This is a genomic window from Arthrobacter sp. 05T420 (assembly GCF_056396305.1).
The window spans coordinates 1-16,786 of the sequence record NZ_JBFTLG010000033.1 but is presented as its reverse complement, the minus strand read 5'-3'; the positions used below and the strand labels follow the sequence as shown (position 1 = coordinate 16,786).

The 16,786-nt window shown below is 67.0% G+C and carries 14 protein-coding genes; 2 read left to right on the top strand and 12 right to left on the bottom strand.

Annotation, left to right across the window (positions count from 1 at the left end; translation table 11 throughout):
• Positions 1 to 240 precede the first annotated feature (240 nt).
• The gene (locus AC1DEM_RS21535; RefSeq protein WP_476886310.1) at positions 241 to 522 is read left to right on the top strand and encodes a VOC family protein; all 282 of its coding nucleotides are present in this window, start codon (positions 241 to 243) and stop codon (positions 520 to 522) included.
• A gap of 27 nt (positions 523 to 549) precedes the next feature.
• Here AC1DEM_RS21535 and AC1DEM_RS21530 read toward each other — a convergent pair whose 3' ends face one another.
• The 5 genes from AC1DEM_RS21530 to AC1DEM_RS21510 all read right to left on the bottom strand — a co-directional run bounded on the left by AC1DEM_RS21530 (position 550) and on the right by AC1DEM_RS21510 (position 7,400).
• Positions 550 to 2,364, bottom strand: coding sequence for a gamma-glutamyltransferase family protein (locus tag AC1DEM_RS21530; RefSeq protein WP_476886313.1), 1,815 nt, complete (start codon positions 2,362 to 2,364; stop codon positions 550 to 552).
• Positions 2,365 to 2,410: 46 nt separating this feature from the next.
• Positions 2,411 to 2,548: an MFS transporter small subunit gene (locus tag AC1DEM_RS21525; protein WP_476886309.1), complete on the bottom strand. Its 138-nt coding sequence runs from the start codon at positions 2,546 to 2,548 to the stop codon at positions 2,411 to 2,413.
• 1 nt (position 2,549) lies between these two features.
• The gene (locus AC1DEM_RS21520) at positions 2,550 to 3,944 is read right to left on the bottom strand and encodes an OFA family MFS transporter (RefSeq protein ID WP_476886312.1); all 1,395 of its coding nucleotides are present in this window, start codon (positions 3,942 to 3,944) and stop codon (positions 2,550 to 2,552) included.
• 219 nt (positions 3,945 to 4,163) lie between these two features.
• Entirely contained in the window at positions 4,164 to 6,707 is a 2,544-nt protein-coding gene (locus tag AC1DEM_RS21515) for a Tex family protein (RefSeq protein ID WP_476886311.1), read from the bottom strand.
• Between the two features lie 78 nt (positions 6,708 to 6,785).
• Complete coding sequence (locus AC1DEM_RS21510) at positions 6,786 to 7,400, bottom strand: SOUL family heme-binding protein (protein WP_476886308.1); 615 nt, start codon at positions 7,398 to 7,400, stop codon at positions 6,786 to 6,788.
• Between the two features lie 274 nt (positions 7,401 to 7,674).
• Here AC1DEM_RS21510 and AC1DEM_RS21505 point away from each other — a divergent pair, with 274 nt between their 5' ends.
• Complete coding sequence (locus AC1DEM_RS21505) at positions 7,675 to 11,334, top strand: TM0106 family RecB-like putative nuclease (RefSeq protein WP_476886307.1); 3,660 nt, start codon at positions 7,675 to 7,677, stop codon at positions 11,332 to 11,334.
• A 128-nt stretch (positions 11,335 to 11,462) separates the two neighbouring features.
• On the opposite strand, the gene AC1DEM_RS21500 is transcribed toward AC1DEM_RS21505, so the two are convergent.
• From AC1DEM_RS21500 to AC1DEM_RS21470, 7 genes are all read right to left on the bottom strand, one after another.
• A complete protein-coding gene (locus AC1DEM_RS21500; RefSeq protein ID WP_476886306.1) occupies positions 11,463 to 12,242 on the bottom strand; it encodes a triose-phosphate isomerase family protein in 780 nt (259 codons plus the stop codon).
• 59 nt (positions 12,243 to 12,301) lie between these two features.
• Positions 12,302 to 13,651 carry an MFS transporter gene (locus AC1DEM_RS21495; protein ID WP_476886305.1) on the bottom strand — a complete coding sequence of 450 codons (1,350 nt, stop codon included), beginning with the start codon at positions 13,649 to 13,651 and terminating at the stop codon, positions 12,302 to 12,304.
• Between the two features lie 175 nt (positions 13,652 to 13,826).
• Complete coding sequence (locus AC1DEM_RS21490) at positions 13,827 to 13,955, bottom strand: hypothetical protein (RefSeq protein WP_476886304.1); 129 nt, start codon at positions 13,953 to 13,955, stop codon at positions 13,827 to 13,829.
• A gap of 12 nt (positions 13,956 to 13,967) precedes the next feature.
• Positions 13,968 to 14,735: an SDR family NAD(P)-dependent oxidoreductase gene (locus AC1DEM_RS21485; protein WP_377988521.1), complete on the bottom strand. Its 768-nt coding sequence runs from the start codon at positions 14,733 to 14,735 to the stop codon at positions 13,968 to 13,970.
• Positions 14,736 to 14,770: 35 nt separating this feature from the next.
• Positions 14,771 to 15,757 (bottom strand): 3-hydroxyacyl-CoA dehydrogenase family protein, encoded by a 987-nt coding sequence (locus tag AC1DEM_RS21480; RefSeq protein WP_476886303.1) that lies wholly within the window; start codon positions 15,755 to 15,757, stop codon positions 14,771 to 14,773.
• Positions 15,758 to 15,759: 2 nt separating this feature from the next.
• Entirely contained in the window at positions 15,760 to 16,242 is a 483-nt protein-coding gene (locus AC1DEM_RS21475) for a ribose-5-phosphate isomerase (protein WP_476886302.1), read from the bottom strand.
• A partial coding sequence (locus tag AC1DEM_RS21470; RefSeq protein ID WP_476886301.1) for a DAK2 domain-containing protein occupies positions 16,239 to 16,786 on the bottom strand: 548 nt, incomplete at its 5' end. The genes AC1DEM_RS21475 and AC1DEM_RS21470, both read right to left, overlap by 4 nt.

The following is a 16,786-nucleotide window of genomic DNA, read 5'->3' as shown; positions in this document are numbered from 1 at the left end:
GGCTCAAATCCGGGATCCCCTGGTTCATCCCGCCACCCCACCTCGACCCCCGCCAACACCCCAGACGCAACCACTACTTCCGACCCACAAATCCAGTCGCTGCGGCCTGACAGGGCGCCGCAGAACATGACGGCAGCATGACAGGCGCCACGGGACGGTCGCCGCAGCACGCGGCGCGGCCGGACGTTCTACCGTGATGTCCTCGGCCTGGATCTTTTCACGGTCCCCACGGGCAACCCCATGGTGCTCGGCGCCGCGGGTGGCTCCAGCCTCGCCCCCAGCGAGATGCCGGACCGGGTACCGTCGCCCTACCCGATGATCAGCTTCATGGTGACCGGCCTCGAGGAGATCGTTGATTTGCTGAAGGCCCGCGACGCCAGCTTCCAGCCTCCGGTCGTGGCCAGCTTCGCGGGCCTGGAGGGAGCAATCGTCGGGGACGTCATGGACTTCGGCATAGCCGAGTCAGTCTTTCTGAAAGATCCGGAAGGCAACGTGATCGCACTCAACGAATTCGTCGGCTGAACGTTCCCGCCAGGTGGGGCGCACCCACTACCGGCCAGCCGCGTACCCCTGCGCACCGCGCGGATTCGCCGCGGCCTGCAGGACGCCGGTCTCAGGATCCCGCACGACGGCGGACAGCCGCCCCAGCGCCCAGTCGCCGGCCCGGGTGACGACATGCCCGCGGCGTTCCAGCCCCGCGATGACGTCCTCCCCCAGCCGGTTCTCGACGACGGCGCCGCCCGGCTCCCAGGTCCGCGGCCAGAAGGACCCGGGCATCGACGTCGTATGGAACGTCGGCGCATCGATGGCTTGCTGCGGCGAGTATCCGCCTACGATGGTCCGCAACAGATACGGCAGCTGCCATTGGTCCTGCTGGTCACCGCCGGGTGAACCCAGCGCGGACACGGCGTGGCCGTCTCGCAGCACGAGAGTCGGCGTCAAGGTGGTGCGCGGGCGTTTGCCGGGCGTCAGCGTGGACGGTGTGCCAGGCTCCAGCCAGGTCATCTGCAGCCGCGTACCCAGGCAGAAGCCAAGCTCCGGGATCGCAGGTGAGGACTGCAGCCAGCCACCGGATGGAGTGGCCGAGACCATGTTGCCCCAGCGGTCCACGACGTCGATGTGGCACGTATCGCCGCGGGTCTCCCCCGCGGGTGTCACGGTGGGCTCGCCGACGCCGAGTCCGGCCGCCGACGCAGACCCCGCGAACGCCGGCTGCGTGTACTCGGTACGCAGCGGCGGCACGTAGGGTTCCCGCCCGGGCACAGTGCCGGGTCGGAAATCGTGGGACGCCCGGTCTGTGATCAACGCCCGGCGGCTGGCGCAATAGTCAGCAGAGAGCAGGTACTCCAGCGGGACGTCGGTGTCGCCGTAGTACGCCTCCCGGTCCGCGAGCGCTAGCTTCTGCGCTTCCAGGATGGTGTGCGCCCCCAATTCAGTGGACGGGTCTAGGTAGCGGGCCTCGAATCCGGACAGGATGGCCAGGGTCTGCAGCAGCGCCGGGCCCTGGCCCCAAGGTCCGGTCTTGGCGATCGTGTGACCCCGGAACTCAACGGTGGCCGCCGCCTCGTATCCGGCTTCGAACCCGGCCAGATCCGCCAGGGCCAGCACCCCGCAGTGATCCGTACCCGAGGAATGCCGGTGCGGGGCCTGAACCGAATCCACCATGGCGCGGGCCACGAAGCCCTCGCGCCACTCGTGCCGGGCCGCATCAATTCCTTCCTCGCGGGTAGATGCCTTGACTCCGGCCTCCACGAGTCGTTCCAGGGTGCGGGCATAGGCCGGGTTCCACACCAGCTCACCTTCGGCAGGGATCCTTCCACCGGGCATCCACAGCTCAGCTGACGTGGGCCAATGCGTTTGGAACAGCGCAGACACGGCCGCAATGGTGGTTCCGACCCGGCCGAGCATCGGATGGCCGTCCCGCGCGTAGCCGATCGCGAATTCCAGCACCGCGTCCAGCTCCCACGTCCCGTGGTCACGCAGCAGCAGGAGCCAGGCGTCGACGGCGGCGGGCACCGCGGCGGCCAGGGCACCCGAGCCAGGAACGAGGTCCAGGCCTTCGGCAACATAGTGCTCTACGGTAGCCCCGGCCGGCGCCGGCCCCTGCCCCATCAGGACTATTGGCTGGTCCGGCCGGTCCGCGGTGACGAAGATCCCGGTCATGTCTCCGCCGGGCCCGTTGAGGTGCGGCTCCACCACGTGGAGCACGAATGCTCCCGCCACCGCGGCGTCGAAGGCGTTGCCGCCGCGCTCCAGCACAGCCTGGGCGGCCGCCGTCGAGAGCCAGTGCGTGGACGCGCTCATCCCGAAGGTGCCTTGCAGCGTGGGGCGGGTGGTGAATGGCTCCGGCCTGGTGAACGGCATCCGGGCCGCGCGCGGACGGTCCCTAAAGACTTCTGCAACCACCGTGTCAACCAAACAGGGCCGCCACTCGTGTGAGGGTTTCGTAAACGCCATACGCGAGCGGCACGCCGACGAGTGCCCACGCGATGACCAATTTTCCGGTGGACGGCGTCACCGGCGTCACCGGTGTCTGTGCAGTGCTCATTTCAGGCCTCCAAGGCAGGTTCTTCGGACCGCACGCGGCCGGCGCGGGGTTCGTGGAAGCGCGCGTTTACCGGCGAGACCAGCAGGTTTGCCACGAAACCGACTACCAGCAGCCCCACCATGGTCAGCAGGGCCGGCTGGTAGGACGCGGCGTTGAGCGCGCCGGGCTTGCCCTGCGCGTCCAGGAAGGCATTGACGATCAACGGTCCTGCGACGCCGGCCGCGGACCAGGCCGTCAGGAGACGGCCGTGAATGGCGCCGACCTGGAACGTGCCGAAGAGGTCGCGAAGGTAGGCGGGGACGGTCGCGAACCCGCCGCCGTAGAAGGAGATGATGACGAAGGCGAGGGCCACGTAAAGGACGGTCGACGTCGACCCGGCCAGGGCCAGCACGGTGTAGAGCACGGCGCCGACGCCGAGGTAGACCATGTAGATGCGCTTGCGTCCGGTGACGTCGGAGGTGGCGGACCAGGCAAAGCGGCCCGACATGTTGCCGATCGACAGCAGCCCCACGAAGCCGGCGGCCACAGCAGCGCTGACCATCGAAGTGCCGTCGGGCTGGCGGAAGAAGTCCTGGATCATCGGGGCGGCCTGTTCAAGGATGCCGATGCCTGCCGTGACATTGCAGAACAAGGCGATCCACACGAGCCAGAACTGTTTGGTCTTGACCGCGTTCCTGGCGGAGACGTTCTCCGTGGTGACCAGGGAGGCAGCCTTGACCTTTGCGGGGTCGAAGCCTGCCGGCTTCCAGCCCTCCGCCGGGACCTTGATGGTGAAGGCGCCGAACATCATGTAGGCCAGGTAGATCACGGCGAGGGTCAGGAAGAGCTTGCCCACGGACTCGCCGCTGGCCACCCAGCCCTTGGCGCCGGAGTTGGGATCGTACATCTTGAGCAGCGCCGTGGAGACCGGACTGGCAATCAGGGCGCCGCCGCCGAACCCCATGATGGCCATGCCGGTGGCCAGTCCGGGCCGGTCGGGGAACCATTTGATCAGGGTGGAGACTGGGGAGATGTAGCCGATGCCCAAGCCAATGCCGCCGACGACGCCGTAGCCGAGATAGACGAGCCAGAGCTGGTGGCTGAAGATACCCAGGGAACCGATCAGGAAGCCACTGGCCCAGAACACGGCCGAGGTGAACATCGCCTTCCGTGGCCCGTTCTTGTCCACCCAGGTGCCCATGATGGCGGCCGAGAGGCCTAGCATCACGATCGCGACGGAGAAGATCACGCCGATCTCGGTCAGGCTCGCGCCGAAGTGCTTCACCAGCGCGGTCTTGTAGACGCTGGTCGCGTAGGCCTGGCCGATGCACAGGTGCACGGCGAGCGCTGCTGGGGGTACGAGCCACCGGTTGAATCCCGGCGGGGCGATGGTTCGTTCGCGGTCCAGCCAGCCCATGAATGCTCCCCTGCTCGTCAACGACATCGGTGTCTTGCACATTGGAGCGACGGTCCTCTGCCAGGGCCTCTGATCGAGCTTCCGGCAGAGGACCGTTGCCTCCGGCAATCATGGTTCAAATCGTCAGCAAACGTACTACTTATGCGCCAAGCGGTAGGAAATCAGCGATAAACGGTAAGTGCGGGTCCGGCGCCGGCGTCCCTGCGGCTCGAGGAGGAGCTATTTGCCCAGGCCGGCCTGCCGGAGCGCCTCGGCCATCGCCGTGTTGACGGGCGACGGCGTGGGCGTCGCCTTTTGCGGTTGCCTGGCCTGTGTGCTGCGCCCGGGCGTTTGCCGGTCGGCCGCCGGTTTCCCGGCCGGCTGATTCGACGGCTGATTCGACGTCGCCTGCGGCGCCGACTGTCGCGGTCGTTCCGCCCGCGAGTCCCCGCGTCCACCAGCCGCCCGGCCATCGCGGCCGCCGTCCCCACGTCCGCCGGCCCCACGTCCGCCGGCCGCACGTTCCGTGGAAGCCGCACGTCCCGCGGGGGCTCCGGGTTCGTCGTCGAGCCTTAGCGTCAGCGAGATGCGCTTGCGCTCCGGGTCCGCTTCCAGCACCTTGACCCGGACCACCTGGCCGGACTTGACCACCTCGCGGGGATCCGAGACAAAGCGGTTGGCCAGCGCGGACACGTGCACGAGCCCATCCTGGTGCACCCCGACGTCGACGAACGCGCCGAATGCCGCCACGTTGGTCACAGTTCCCTCCAGCACCATGCCCGGCCTCAGGTCCGAGATCTTCTCGATGCCTTCCGAGAACGCTGCCGCTGCGAAAGCCGGACGCGGGTCACGGCCCGGCTTCTCGAGCTCGGCGATGATGTCCTGCACCGTGGGCAGGCCAAAGGAGCCGTCCACGAAGTCCTGCGGGTTCAGCGCCGCATAGCTTCCCGCGGCCGGTGCCTTCCCGGCCGCCGCCTTGATTTTCCGGGCCACCGGGTAGGCCTCCGGATGCACGCTGGAGGCATCCAGCGGCTCCGCTCCCCCGGTGATCCGCAGGAAGCCGGCGCACTGCTCAAAAGCCTTGGCGCCCAGCCGCGGGACCTTCTTCAGCTCGCTGCGCTTGTTGAAGGGTCCGTGTTCGTTCCGGTACGCCACGATGTTCTCACTCAGCAGCGGCCCGACGCCGGCCACCCGGCTCAGCAGCGCGGGCGAGGCGGTGTTGACGTCCACTCCCACGGCGTTCACGCAGTCCTCGACGACGGCGTCCAGGCTGCGGTCCAGCTTCGCGGCCGTGACGTCATGCTGGTACTGCCCGACGCCGATCGACTTCGGCTCTATCTTCACCAGCTCCGCAAGCGGATCCTGCAGCCGCCTGGCAATCGATACCGCGCCGCGCAGGGATACGTCCATGCCAGGCAGCTCGGCCGCGGCGAGCGCCGACGCTGAATACACCGACGCTCCGGCCTCGGACACCACGATCTTCTGCGGTTTGGAACCCTGCTGCGCTGCGCCGGAATCCATGGCGAGCTGCTTCAGCAGTTCTGCGGCGAGCTTGTCCGTCTCCCGTGAGGCGGTGCCGTTGCCGATCGCGACGAGTTCGACGCCGTGCTTCTTGGCCAGGCCCACAAGGGTCCGCAATGCTTCGTCCCATTTCCGGGCCGGAGCGTGCGGGTAGACGGTGTCGGTCGCAACCACCTTGCCCGTGCCGTCCACCACCGCGACCTTGACGCCGGTGCGCAGTCCCGGGTCCAGGCCCAGGGTGGCGCGGTTCCCGGCCGGCGCGGCGAGCAGGACGTCGCGGAGGTTCGCGGCGAACACGCGCACGGCCTCGTCCTCGGCGGCGGCGAACATCCGGCTCCGCAGATCAGCTGTCAGCCGGGCCAGCACCCTCGAGCGCCACGCCACCTGGGCGGTCTGCAGCAGCCAGGCGTCGGCGGGCCGGCCGCGGTCGGCAACCCCTAGGAACCTGGCCACAGCGGCTTCGTACCGGCCGCGCGCGGCGGTGAGGGCGGCGTCGTCGTTCGGTTCCGCCTCGGCGAGATCCAGCTCCAGCGCCCCGTCCTTTTCGCCGCGCAGCAGCGCCAGGACGCGGTGCGAGGGCATTCCGGCCGGCTGCTGGGAGAACTCGAAGTAGTCCTTGAACTTCTGGCCTTCGGCTTCCTTGCCCTTCTTCACGCGGGACACCATCCGGCCCTGGGTCCACAGCCGCTCCCGGAGGGTGGCGGCCAGGTCGGCATCCTGGGCGACGCGTTCCACCAGGATGGAGCGGGCTCCCGCGAGCGCCGCGGCCGGGTCCCCAATCGAGTGTTCGGCGTTGAGATACTTGGCCGCTTCGCGGTCCGGGTCCAGTTCCGGGCGCTTGAGCAGGGCGTCCGCGAGCGGTTCCAGCCCGGCTTCGCGGGCGATCTGCGCCTTGGTGCGCCGTTTGGTTTTGAACGGGAGGTAGATGTCCTCGAGCCGCGACTTCGTATCGGCGCCGACGACGGCGGCCTGCAGTTCCGGGGTCAGCGCGCCCTGGGCGGCGATGGCTTCAAGGATGGTCCGGCGGCGGTCTTCGAGCTCGCGCAGGTAGCGCAGCCGCTCCTCCAGGTCGCGGAGCTGGGTATCGTCCAGGGTTCCGGTGGCCTCTTTGCGGTACCGGGCGATGAACGGCACGGTGGATCCGGCGTCGAGCAGGTCCACGGCGGCCTTGACCTGCCAGGCTTGGACGCCGAGTTCGGCGGCGATCTGGGCGGCGATGCCGGACTCCTGCGTGTGCGGCGAACCGGTCTGCGGCGTGCCCATCTGTGGCGACGGGCCGGAAGCGGGCGAGACGGGCGAGGCGGGGCGCTGCGGGTGTTGGGTCACCCAAACCATTTTGCCTTACCCGGGTCTACGGCTGGGCTCAACTGGAGCAGGAGGAGGCTCCTGCACGTCCTGAACGACTTCGTTGCGCCGCATAAACCACGGCTTGAAGGGCGGATCGAAGCGGGCGAACCGTGGCGGCCCGTCGGCCGTCAGCCCGGCTACTACGAGTGCAGCCTGCAGGTCATTGTTGCGCCGTTCGAAAGCGGACTCCGACCCGCTTCCCGAGAACCGCAGCGCAGCCGCCAGCGACCCGGGGATTGCCCGGACTTCGACGTCGGAGTTCGCGGGGACCGGGGCCGTCCCCTCCGTTATGCCCGCAGGGAGCACAAAGGCAACGACAAACTCAGCGGGCTCGTCGCCTCCCGGCAGCGGACCGCTCTGGAGCACGGGAGCGGTCATCGCAAGCTTTTGTGAAGGACCCAGTTCCTGGATCACCGGGGCCGTCATCGCCAGCTTCTGACGGGCCGCGTTGCTGCCGCTGATGTAGTTGAACAGATGCCGGAAGGCAGCATTCCCGGCCCGGTCAAACGTCGCATTGACCTTTATCTCGGCCACAACATAGGCGGGATAGCGGCGCAGCTCAAAGTGCACGTATCGCCGGACCAGCTCATACGGTTGCTGTTCGGTCATGGCCCCAGACCTTACGCCGATCCGATGGCAGCAACCAGAGGGATCTTGCCGGTTGCTGTTCCTGGTTGCTCTTTCTGGTTGACGGGTACCCGCTCCCGTGTTCCCTGCTCCCTGCTCCCTGCTCCCTGCTCCCTGCTCCCTGCTCCCTGCTCGATTGTCGGAGGTCTTTGATAGCTTGAACACGGAAGGCCGGACTTGGCTCATGCGGGGTTTGATCAACGCAGGCTAATCAACGCTGGCTTAATGAACAGAGTCCAGCAACAACGGGGGCATCGTGTTTTTTCTTGAACCTGAGGTGCAGGGCTCATCACCGGACCTGGTCTTTTCGGCGAGCGATCTGGTGGTGGCCGCGAGCTGTGAGTATCAGCTGCTCCGGAAGCTTGATGAGAAGCTGGGCCGCTCGTCCAAAGTGGCCTTCGACGCGGACGAGATGCTCCAGCACGCCGCCGTCTTGGGTGACCTCCACGAGCGCAAAGTCCTCGATGGGTTCGTCGCGGACTTCGGCCGCTGGGATCCGGTCACCGGAAGCGGCGTTTACGACGTCGTCCCTGCCGAAGCCATGGATCGCGCCGCTTTGGCTGCCAAGCATACCGAGTCCATCGAGGCGCTGCGGGCGGGCGCTGACGTCGTCTTCCAAGCCGCCTTCTTCGACGGCCAGTTCCATGGCCGCTCCGATTTTCTTGTGCGGCAGGCAGACGGCAGCTACGCGGTGTTCGACACCAAGCTCGCCCGCCACGCGAAGGTCACGGCTCTGCTCCAGCTTGCCGCCTATGGGGACCAGTTGCTGAAGGCCGGGATCCCTGTAGATCCGGCAGTGACACTCGTTCTGGGCGCTACGGTGCAGCTGGCGGACGGAGGATTCGACTACGTCCGCAGCCACCACAAACTCGCAGAAATCCTGCCGGTCTTCCGCGAGCGCCGGGACCGCTTCCTGGCTTTGACCTCCTCGCATCTGGCGCAACGCGGAGCCGTGCAATGGGGTGCAGCCGGAATCACCGCCTGCGGCCGCTGCGACTACTGCCAGGAACAGGTCACGGCCACCGAGGACCTGCTGCTCGTCGCCCGAATGAATTCGGCACAGCGCAAGAAACTGCACGCAGACGGCATCCATACGGTCACGGACTTGGCGCGGGCCAGCCTTCCGAAGGCGAACGCAGCGCTCCAGCGCCTGCAGGCCCAGGCCCGGATGCAGAGCGGCGTCGGCGGAGACGACGGCGGCGTCCGGTACGTCAAGGACGGCGAGGAACACTCCCTCCGCTACGCGGTCATCCCGGAAAACACGCTGGCCGAGCTTCCCCCGCCGAGCGACGGCGACATCTTCTTCGACTTCGAGGGCGATCCGCTGTGGCAGGAAAAGGCCACCGGAGTCTGGGGACTGGAGTACTTGTTCGGCGTCATCGAAGCCCCGACTGGGCCCGGCGTCCCCGGGGTTTTCAGGCCGTTCTGGGCGCACAGCCGGGAAGCGGAGAAACAGGCCTTCGTCGATTTCCTCGACTATGTGGAGAAACGCCGGCGGGACTACCCGGACATGCACGTCTACCACTACGCCGCCTATGAGAAGACGGCGCTCCGAAAACTCTCCGTCATGCACGTTGCCGGCGAAGACACCGTGGACGGCTGGCTGCGCGACGGGCTCTTGGTGGATTTATACCAGACCGTCCGGAACAGCATCCGGATCTCCGAGAACTCCTACAGCATCAAGAAACTTGAGCCGCTCTACATGGGGACGAATCTGCGCTCCGGAGATGTGAAGGACGCCGGCGCCTCCGTGGTTGCCTACGCCCATTACTGCGACGCCCGTGACAATGAGCGGCCCGATGAGGCGACCACAATCCTCGCAGGGATCTCCGACTACAACGAATACGACTGCCTCTCCACACTGGAGCTCCGGAACTGGCTCCTGGGCCTAGCACAGGAGCGCGGGATCAAGCCGGGAGACGGCGACGCGGCCGGAGGCGACGGTGCGTCCTCGGCTGCGCTCAAGCCTGTGAAAGTCAGCGCGGGCTCCGGGCCGGCTTCCGCTGAACTGGAACCGCTGGAAGTGTCGCTGGCCGAACTGGAACCGCTGGAAGTTTCGCTGGCCGAACTCGCGGATTCCGGCGTCGGGCTCTCCGAAGACGATCAGAAGGCGGTCTCGATGCTGGCGGCAGCGGTCAGCTATCACCGGCGGGAGCGCAAGGCGTTCTGGTGGGCGCACTTCGACCGTTGCGAGAACGGCCCCGACACCCATCACCAGCAGGACCGCAACGTCTTCCTCGTCGAGGACGCCGAGGTCCTTGAGGACTGGTGGAAGGACGGCGCCAAGAATCCGGAGCGGAGGGTGAAGCTGATCGGCACGGTCAGCCCCGGCTCGGACCTGCGCGAAGGCAGCACGTGGTTCCGAATGTACGAGCCGCCGCTTCCGGCCGGGCTGGAGGGCACAGGCACCAAAGGAACCGGGCGCAACGGCTGGTTCGGCACCGAGGTTCTGGAGCTGGGCCACGAGGATGGCAAGGACACCGTCATCATCCGGGACAAGCTTCGCAAGAACGTCGAACCGTATAACCAGGTCCCCGTCGCCCTGACCGAAGACCAACCCATCCAAACCAAGAGCCTCGAGGAGGCGCTGGCGGCCCTGGCTGCCCGCGTCACCTCGGCGCTGCAGGCCAGGCCGTCCGCGTTCCCGCATCACCCGGCATTGGATCTGGTCCGGCGGGTTCCGCCGCGGCTTGCCTCTGGCGCACCGCTGCCGACGCCCGGAGACGGACCGGACCGCTACATCGACGCCATCACCGCGGCCGTCGCGGACCTGGACCATTCCTACGTGGCGGTCCAAGGTCCTCCCGGGACCGGTAAGACGCATGTGGGCTCACACGTGATCGCCCGGCTCGTGGCCCGCGGCTGGAAAGTCGGCGTCGTTGGCCAGTCCCATGCGGTGGTGGAGAACCTGCTGAAGACGGCGGTCACCAAGGCCGGCGTCGATCCTTCCGTGGTCGCCAAGGACGTGAAACACGCGGAGCCGCTTCCCTGGCAGCAGCGTTCGGCGCAAGATGTGGCACGCCTGCTGGGCTCACCGGGCGGCGCGCTGATCGGCGGTACGGCGTGGACCATGACGGGAGCAAATGTCCCGGCCGGGTCGCTGGATCTGTTGGTGATCGACGAGGCCGGCCAGTTCTCCTTGGCCAACACCCTCGCCGTGGCACAGGCCAGCAGCCGGCTGCTGCTGCTCGGGGATCCGCAGCAGTTGCCGCAGGTCAGCCAGGGCGCACACCCCGAACCCGTGGACGAGTCAGCTCTGGGCTGGGTCTCCGCCGGTCATGCCACGCTTCCGCCGGAGCTTGGCTATTTCTTGGCCGATTCGTGGCGGATGACCTCGGAGCTCTGCCGGGCCGTGTCCGAACTCTCCTATGAGGGCAAGCTGCACTCCGCGCCGGCTGCTGACCTCCGGAGGCTCGATGGAGTTCCTGCCGGAATCGAGACCGTCATGGTGGAACACAGCGGCAACATCACGTCGTCGACCGAGGAGGCCGCAGAAGTGGTCCGTCAGGTGAATCGGCATCTGGGGCTGAGCTGGCATTCGGAGGCGGGCACCCGCCCGCTCGACGTCGCCGACATCCTGGTGGTGGCGGCCTACAACGCCCAGGTCAACGTAATCCGCGACGCTCTGGACACCGCGAATCTCGCCGGCGTACGGGTAGGGACGGTGGACAAGTTCCAAGGCCAGGAAGCGGCCGTGGTGATCGTGTCCATGGCATGCTCAGCGGTGGCCGAGGCTCCGCGGGGCATGGAGTTCCTGCTCTCACGGAACCGGATCAATGTGGCGGTCTCCCGAGGGCAGTGGCGGGCAGTAATCGTCCGCGCGCCGGAACTGACCAACTACCTGCCCACGCATCCGGAGGGCATGGAACAGCTGGGCGGTTTCATCGGCCTGTGCCAGCAGTCGGTGGCTGCCTGAGCTTTGCCCGCCAGTCCAAGGGACATGCCCATTCTTGGACTCCCCCAGTGGGCACAACGGCATCCGGACCACTTTTCACGGCCAAGGCTGGACATGTCCCACGATGCTTGGTCCCGGCGCGGGGAGCCTTAGGCCAGCAGGAGCGCCTCGTCCAGGACGGCGCCGAAGTTCGCGGGGTCGTGCGCAAACCGGCCCAGGAACAGGCCCGAGACACCCTCAAGCGTTGGGAGCAGTCCGGGCTTGGCGGAACCGCCGTAGATGACCGGCAAATCTGGCACCCCCGCGACGGTGAGCTGCGCCCGGAGCCGCTGGACGACGTCGGACACGTACGCCGCGGCGGCGGGCTCGGCCGCGCCGATGGCCCAGACAGGTTCGTACGCCACAACCAAGCGGCCGGCGAGGTCCCAGTCGCCGTCGACGGCCGACTCGATCTGGCGGTACACAAAGTCCACGGCAGCGGAGGGCTGCCCGCGCTCCGTCTCCCCCACACAAAGCAGCGGCGTGAGCCCGGCATCGTCCGCGGCCCGGACCTTGAGGGTCACCATGGCATCGTCCTCGTGGAAGTGCCTCCGGCGTTCGGCGTGGCCGATTTCCACGAGCCGGACGCCGAGTTCGGCGAGCATGGACGGGGCAATCTCCCCGGTCCAGGGCCCGTCCGCCCAGCCGCAGTTTTGCGCCCCTAACAGCAGTGGCGAGCCGGCCAGGAGCCGGGCCGCCTCGGGCAGGACGGGGAAGGACGGAATGACAAACGGGACAACCCGCCCGGCCGCGAGGGCCGGACGGGTGTCCACTTCGTGCCGCAGCCGCTCCAACCAGTCCAGGCTGTCCCGGTAGCCGAGGTACATCTTGGTGCTGACCCCCACCAGGAGCTGGTTGCTGGAGGTCTGGCTGCCGGGAATCTGCTGCATTTGTTGGTGCTTTCTGCTGGATCCAGTTAATCGGGCTGGAAGCCGGGGCTGGGACGCCTTTACTGCTCCAGGAGCTCGTCGGCCTTGTTCTTGAAGCGACGGGTCGCGAACATCATCCCAGCTGCCAGGAACGGGAGCACGCCGAGGGCAAGGACGCCTGCGGAGCCGGTGGGGTCAGCCGCGATCTGGTTGACCGAGGTCCGCAGGATCGGAGCGACAAAGCCGCCCAAGTTGCCGAGGGAGTTGATCAGGCCAATGCCCGCGGCCGCGGCCGTTCCGGTGAGGAACGCCGTCGGGTAGGACCAAGCGATGGGGCCAATGGAAAGGAAGGAGCACACGGCCAGCGTGATGAAGATGATGCCCAGCGCCGGAAGGTGGTTTGCACCGGCCCACGCTGATCCGAAGATGCAAAGTCCGGTGGAGATGAACAGCCCGGTACCCCAGACCCGGCGGCGGACCACCGTGTTGGCAGCCTTGCCGATGAAGTAGCAGGCGAAGATGCCGAAGAACCACGGGATGGCTGCCATCAGGCCGACGGCGATGCCCACCTTCTGCCCGGTCAGCTGGGCCACCTGCTGCGGCAGGTAGAAGGTGACGCCGTAGACGGCGATCTGCAGACAGAAGTAGATGACGGTGAAGTACCAGACCTTGCCGTTCTTCATGGCGGCAAGCACGCCGCGCGGGCCGGACTCTTCCTTGACAGTGTCCTCCAGCGCCATGACTTCCAGGAGCGCCTTCTTCTCGTCCTTGGCCAGGAACTTGGCGTCCTGCGGGCTGTTGATCAGGAAGAAGTACGCGGCAATGCCGGCGATGACCGCCAGCATGCCTTCGACGAAGAACATGACCTGCCAGCCCTGGACGCCGGGGACCTGGTCGCCGATGTTGATCAGCCAGCCGGAGAGCGGAGCGCCCAGCATCTGGGAGAACGGCTGGGCCAGGTAGAAGATGGCGAACATCTTGACGCGGACCTTGTTCGGGAACCAGGCCGCCAGGAACATGATGACGCCGGGGAACAGCCCGGCCTCGGTGACGCCCAGCAGGAACCGCAGGATGATGAAGGAGGTCTCGCCCTGGACGAACGCGAAGCAGGCGGAGACGATGCCCCACGTGATGGCGATGCGGGCCAGCCACACCTTCGCGCCGAATTTGGTCAGGAGCAGGTTGCTCGGGATTTCGAACAGTGCGTAGCCGATGAAGAAGATCCCGGCGCCCAGGGCGAAGGCGCCGGCACTAATGCCCTTGTCCACTCCCAGCGCGGCCTCGGAGAAGCCCACGTTGGTGCGGTCCAGGAAGGCGACCACATACAGGATCACCAGCATGGGCATCAGCCGGCGGGAGGCCTTGGAGATGGCTGATTTAAGGACCGGCGTCTCCAGTAGGTCCCGGGTGGACGTTGTTGTTACGGACATCAAAAACTCCTCGTCGAGCAATCAGTGGTGTAACTCAGTGGGTGAATCAGTTGCGTGGAGAGCGGCCGGAATCCGGCCAAATTAGGCCGGCCCAGCCAAGAGGCCGGACGCGGCCAAGCCTGCCCGGCCAAAGTGGGCCAGGCAGGCGAGGGCCGGATCCGGCTGAGAACAACTTCTAGCGTGAAAAAACCATCATCAGAACGCCGGCCAGGCAGGCCAGGATCCCAACGGCGAGGTAGATCTTCCGTCCTTTGCTCCAGGCTGCGAATCCGGAGGCGGCGGCGGTTTGGTTGTGTTGTGCCACGGTGCTTCTTCCTTAGTGCATGTAGAGTCCGCCATCCACATTCAGCGTCTGGCCGGAGATGTAACCGGCGTCCTCGCTGATGAGGAAGGCGATGGCTGCTGCGATGTCCCGGGTGGAGCCAACGCGGTTGACCACGAGGTCTTTGGTGAGTTCGTCCTTGCGTTCCTCGCTGAGGGTTCCGCCCATGATGTCGGTGTCAATGGGGCCCGGGGAGATGGCGTTGACCGTGATGTCGTATTCGCCCAGTTCGCGGGCCGTCGCCCGGGTCAGGCCGATCACGCCGGCCTTCGCCACCGAGTACGGCGTCTTGGAGAACGTGCCGCCGCCACGCTGCGCGGAAACAGAGGAGATGTTCACGATGCGCCCGATCCTGCTCTTCGCCATGGATTCTGCGACGCGGCGCGTGGCGTAGTGGACGCCGTTGAGGTTGATGTTGAGCACGCGGTCCCATTCGGCGGCGTCGAGTTCCAGGTACGGAACCGGTGAGCTGACGCCCGCCACGTTGGCGAGGGCAACAATCTGCGGCAGTTCGGCCTCGATGGCGTCGATCGCGGCACGGACCGAGCTTTCGTCGGACACGTTGGCGCCGACGCCGAAGGCCTTGACGCCGTGCTCGGCGGCCAGTTCCTTGGCCGCCGCCTTGCAGCGTGCGTCATCGAGATCGATGATGCCAATGTTCCAACCCTGTGCTGCCAGGTAGTTGGCGGTGGCGCGGCCGATGCCGCGCTCGGAGACGGCGCCGGTGATGATGGCTGTGCGTTCTGTGGGGAAAGTGCTCATAGGAAGGCTCCTGAAGTGGAAGTGAACGCTGGAGGTCAGTTGATGGGTGCGGGGCCGAGCTCGTCGATGAGCTTCTGCATGGCCACGTAGGCCTTGTTCCGGTAGGCGATCAGTTCCGGTGTGCGCTCGGCCGGGACGTTGAGGAAGCCTGCGCCGGTCTTGGTGCCCAGCTTTCCGGCCTCCACAAGTTCGGTGAGGATCTTCGGGGTGGCGAAGCGTTCCGGGAATTCGGTCTGCAGGGACTTGTAGCAGAAGTTGTAGACGTCCAGGCCGGCCATGTCGGCGATCGCGAAGGGGCCGAAGAACGGCAGCCGGAAGCCGAAGGTGGTGCGGACCAGGGTGTCGATGTCCTCAGCGGTCGCGATGTCCTGTTCCACCAGCTGGGCGGCCTCGTGGAAGAGTGCGTACTGGAGCCGGTTGAGCACGAATCCGGTGACGTCCTTGACCACGGCGGTCTGTTTGTTGGCCGCGTGCACGAGGTCGCGGACGGCGCCGACGGTGGCCGCGGAGGTCCCGGCGTGGGGGATGATTTCCACGCCCGGGATGAAGGGTGAGGGGTTGGAGAAGTGCACGCCGAGGAAGCGTTCCGGGTGGGTGACCGGCCCGGACAGCTCCGCGATGGAGATCGTGGAGGTGTTGGAGCCGATGATGGCGTCCGGGCGGGCGGCGGCGCTGATCCGGGCGAGGGTCTGGTGCTTGATCCCGATCACCTCGGGGACGGCTTCTTCGATGAAGTCGGCGTCGGCCACGGCTTCCTCGATGTCCTTGGCCGGCCAGAGGTTTTCCTTCAGGATGGCGGTGGCGCCTGCGGGGAAGAGCCCGGCGGCGACGAATTCGTCGGATTCGGCCAGGAGCCGCTCGTAGTTCTTCTGCGCCACTTCGGCGGACACGTCCGCGAGGGCAACCCGGGCGCCGCCGAGCGCCAGGACCTGGGCGATGCCGCCGCCCATGTAGCCGGAGCCGACGACGGCGATCTTGCGGGCGGCGTTGATGGCCGCTGCGGTTTCTGTTGATTCGGTCATGTTCAGACTGCCTTCGTGTATTCGGGTTCGTACGAGCAGATGGCGTCCACCTTGGCGGCGGAGGAGGAGGTTTCGTCGAAGCGGTGGCTCAGCCATTCGCCTACGAGCTTCTTGGCGAGTTCCAGGCCGATGACGCGCTGGCCCATGGTGAGGACCTGGGCGTTGTTGCTCAGGACGGAGCGTTCCACCGAGTAGCTGTCGTGCGCGGTGACGGCGCGGATGCCGGGGACCTTGTTGGCGGCGATGGCCACGCCCAGGCCGGTGCCGCAGATCAGCAGCGCCCGGTCCGCTTCGCCGTCGGCAATCTTGCGGGCCGCGTCAACGGCCACGTGCGGATACGCCGTGGAGTCATTGGCACCGACGCCGATGTCCAGCACGGACGCCACGCGGGGGTCCGCTTCAAGCAGGGCCTTCAGGGCGTTCTTGTATTCGACGCCGGCCTCATCGTTGCCGACGACGATGCGCCAGCCTGTTGTTGTGCTCATGCTTTTGCTCCTTGTTCCGTCGGCTCGGAGGTAGCGAGCCGGGTTCCTGTGGTGGAAGTTTCGGTGTGTGCAGAAATCCGCGTGGCGATGAGGGCGAAGGACACCGCGCCGGGGTCGGGGTGGCCGAGGCTCTTCTCGGCGAGCGGGCGGGCGCGGCCCTTGAGCGGACGCAACCCGGACGTTCCGTCTGCTGCGGCAGTGGCGGCTTCCGCGGCTGCGGCGAGCGAGGCAGCCACTGGGGTGCCGGCGTCGAAGGCGGCGAGGAAGGCGTCCCGGAATGGTAGGAGCGCGTCCACCATGGTCTTGTCGCCCAATTCGGCCTTGCCGAGTTCGGTGATGGCGTCAACGAAGGCCGTGACGGCGGCGGCTGCGTCCTCGCCGGAGTAGCTGTCCCGGTTGCCCAAAGCGAGGCCGGCGGCGATGACCGCCGAGCCCCAGAGCGCGCCCGAGGTGCCGCCGGCGCGTTCGCTCCAGGCCTCCCCGGCAGCGGTCAGGACCCGCGACGGCGACGCGCCGCCATCAGCCGCAGCAGCCTGCTCGGCGG